The organism is Citrifermentans bremense R1 (genome assembly GCF_000426865.1).
Taxonomy (GTDB): Bacteria; Desulfobacterota; Desulfuromonadia; order Geobacterales; family Geobacteraceae; genus Geomonas; species Geomonas bremensis.
Genome location: NZ_AUGE01000073.1, coordinates 1 through 2,718, shown reverse-complemented (window position 1 = coordinate 2,718; position 2,718 = coordinate 1). Strand labels below are relative to the sequence as shown.

At 45.3% G+C, this 2,718-nt stretch carries 3 protein-coding genes; all 3 read right to left on the bottom strand.

The window, feature by feature from the left end; all coding sequences use genetic code 11:
• Nucleotides 1-192: 192 nt before the first annotated feature.
• Nucleotides 193-996 carry a prenyltransferase/squalene oxidase repeat-containing protein gene (locus K419_RS0118825; RefSeq protein ID WP_026842895.1) on the bottom strand — a complete coding sequence of 268 codons (804 nt, stop codon included), beginning with the start codon at nucleotides 994-996 and terminating at the stop codon, nucleotides 193-195.
• Between the two features lie 155 nt (nucleotides 997-1,151).
• Nucleotides 1,152-1,703 (bottom strand): hypothetical protein, encoded by a 552-nt coding sequence (locus tag K419_RS23740; protein ID WP_156912258.1) that lies wholly within the window; start codon nucleotides 1,701-1,703, stop codon nucleotides 1,152-1,154.
• Entirely contained in the window at nucleotides 1,700-2,515 is an 816-nt protein-coding gene (locus tag K419_RS23935; protein ID WP_198013133.1) for a hypothetical protein, read from the bottom strand. Before K419_RS23935 ends, K419_RS23740 begins: the two co-directional genes overlap by 4 nt.
• Nucleotides 2,516-2,718: the final 203 nt, after the last annotated feature.

Here is a 2,718-nt window from a genome sequence, read left to right as displayed (position 1 = left end):
TTTGAATTCTTGTGAGTATCGAGCCATGTGATTGCCTCCTCCGCCCGCAGTTTACAGGTGAGCTATTGAGGCGACAACTATTTTGACACGGCGGGTCCCCTCCCCGGAATAGTCTTGGCAGCAAAAAGAGGTGAAGTTCTCTACGACAAAATGCCTATCCTACACGCCATTGGCTGAAGCAACTCAACGAACTCAACTACGTCCCCCTCGTCCGCCCTCGTCCGAGCCGAGGTAGGCAACGGCAGTTTGGAGAGCCTGTACGCTCCCCTGCCCGCTCTCGATAAGGGCGATGGAGGCTAGAGCCGTCTCATACGTAGTGGACCCCTCAGACCCGAAGCTGCCATCGGGATTTTGCTTTGAGAGGAGGAAGATAGCAGCATTCTTTAGCTGCTGGTCCATGATGTACTGGGACTTGAACAGGGACAGCGTGGAGAGAACGTGAGCTGTGATGAAGACGCTACTTTCATCATCCTTGGTGAAGCCCCAGCCGCCATCGGGGTTCTGGTTAGCGGTGAGATAGGCCAGCGCCTTGCTGGTAACCGTCACATCCGCGTAATCGGTCGACCTCAGCGTCTGAAGAACAATCGCGGTGTCAAGGATATCAGTCTCATAACCCTCTCCCCCACCCCAGGCGCCTTTGAGTTGGTCAAGAGCGTTCATGAGTGGATCGAGGCTACCAGTGCCAAGGGCTAGAGTTCTGATTCTATCTGCCGTATAAGCGACCGACTGCGGCGACTGCCCCTGAAGCCAGGCAATGCCGGCAGAATAAGCAGAGCTACCCGACTCGTTCAGCAGCTTCAAGGTATCAAGAGCAGCAACAGTAGCCACGGTTGCATCGACCGTCGAGGTGCTGTTACTCCAAGTTCCATCGGCATTTTGAGACGATGAAAGGTAGGTCAACCCGGTGGCAACCTGTGGTACTTGGGCGTGGGCTACAGCAACGAAAAGAAAGGCGGCAACACATAAACAGCAGGAAACAAATTTACCTTTAAACACATGCCCTCCAGAGCAAGCACCTAAACTATCGAACAGATCCGAAGTTTTCTGACCTTTTCCATGACATCGGCCATACCGCCGAAGCACAACCCGCAGTAACTAAACAACCTGACCAGCGTTCCCCTCGTCCCCTGTGATTCAACAACCTGCTTAAACTATAATTCGTCACTTAATATTCTTCTTTGAATGCCATGGGCATTAAATAAGCACTCTATACTTTCGATCTGGCTATCATCAAAGAATATCCCATTAGTAGTTGTAAAGGATTGTCCTCTTAAATTTATAGTTCTTTGATTAGGTCCTATGTTATAAATCAGCAAGGTTATGCCGCAACCTTTGGTTGTTAATGTTGTTCGGAAGATACCATCGTATCTCTTAAATGAAAATCCACAAATATCCCCCCAAGATTCATAAATAAATGGTTCAAGATAGATACCTGTCTTAGTGAATACAAGTGGATTTCCGCGAGAGAACAACCTATTAAATGTAAAACATAATACGACAAACGACATTATTAAAATGGTGATAATAAATAATGCCAGTTCTTTTGGCATATATTTCAAGGCGCTTACTATTGCAACAATGCAAGCAACAGCTAGCAAAAAGTAATAAGTGTAGACGACTCCCGCCTTGTACTTTGGAAATACAGAGTTTATGCGATAGATTTCTTCGCTGTCCAAAATCTTTCTTTTAATCATCGATCTCATGATATTGGCTCCTTCTCAACCAGCCTCAAAGAATAAGACTTAAAATTATTAAATTTTACGTAAAAGAATATGTATTCATCTGGCACCATCCCCATGAGCGTAAGAATTCCGTACATTAGCGATCTCATAGTGCTCTTTACAGCTTCACCGGTCACCTTTAATGCTGGTCCTAAAACCATTTGCAATGCTATATCAAATATTACTGCCTTTATTTGTTTGTCAGACATTCTGTAGTCCATGTCATACATCCATTTTATATACATAGTCATTGCTACTTGTATTAACGCAATAACTATTGGAATAATAAAAACAGCCAGCCAGCCCGTAAATGTCAATGCCAAAACTAGTTGCAAAGCAAAGATGCCAATATAAGCAGCTATCAATGCAGCACCATTTGATCCACCACTAATCATGTAAGCGCCTGCTCCAGTATCAGGATCCGAGATGATGTAACCACACCCACTCCATCCATTTAAACTAATATTTGTTTTGGAAACTGTAACTACTTTCCCAGAATTGACAGCATTTTGAATATCATCTTTCACTTGCTGCCCAATTTGTAATTGTGGCAGAATTATGGTGAGGTTTTCTTGATCGATGGTATATATTGGTACTCCTTGGTCATTGGCTATCTTAAGTGCCTTTATAGTGCTGATGCCTTGCACTGGATTGTCTGGTGTAGAATACTGTTGTTCCGGCAAGCGATGCTCGAGTACAGATGATGCAGTGCCACTGGTAAGCATATACTGCCTAACGATATCCCCATTTCCATCCTTTGCCTTTACTACCTGCATCAGGTGATCTGCATCCATGTTAAGACCACCGCTCTGAATTGTCCTCGGTATGCCCCAAAGCGTCAGTGCCCGAGGGGGACGTTGTTGAGTTGATTGAGTTCCTGACTTAATAGATTAAGCTTAAGGCATGCCAAGAGCCGCCCGTATAGACATCGAAGGTCTGCTTCAGCATGTAATCGCCCGCGGCATCGAGAAAAGAGACATCTTCTACGATGACAAGG

Excerpts from the sequence above, each read along its gene's own strand:
- K419_RS23935 (WP_198013133.1), bottom strand. The coding sequence starts at position 2,515 with ATGGATGCAGATCACCTGATGCAGGTAGTAAAGGCAAAGGATGGAAAT.
- K419_RS23740 (WP_156912258.1), bottom strand. The coding sequence starts at position 1,703 with ATGAGATCGATGATTAAAAGAAAGATTTTGGACAGCGAAGAAATCTAT.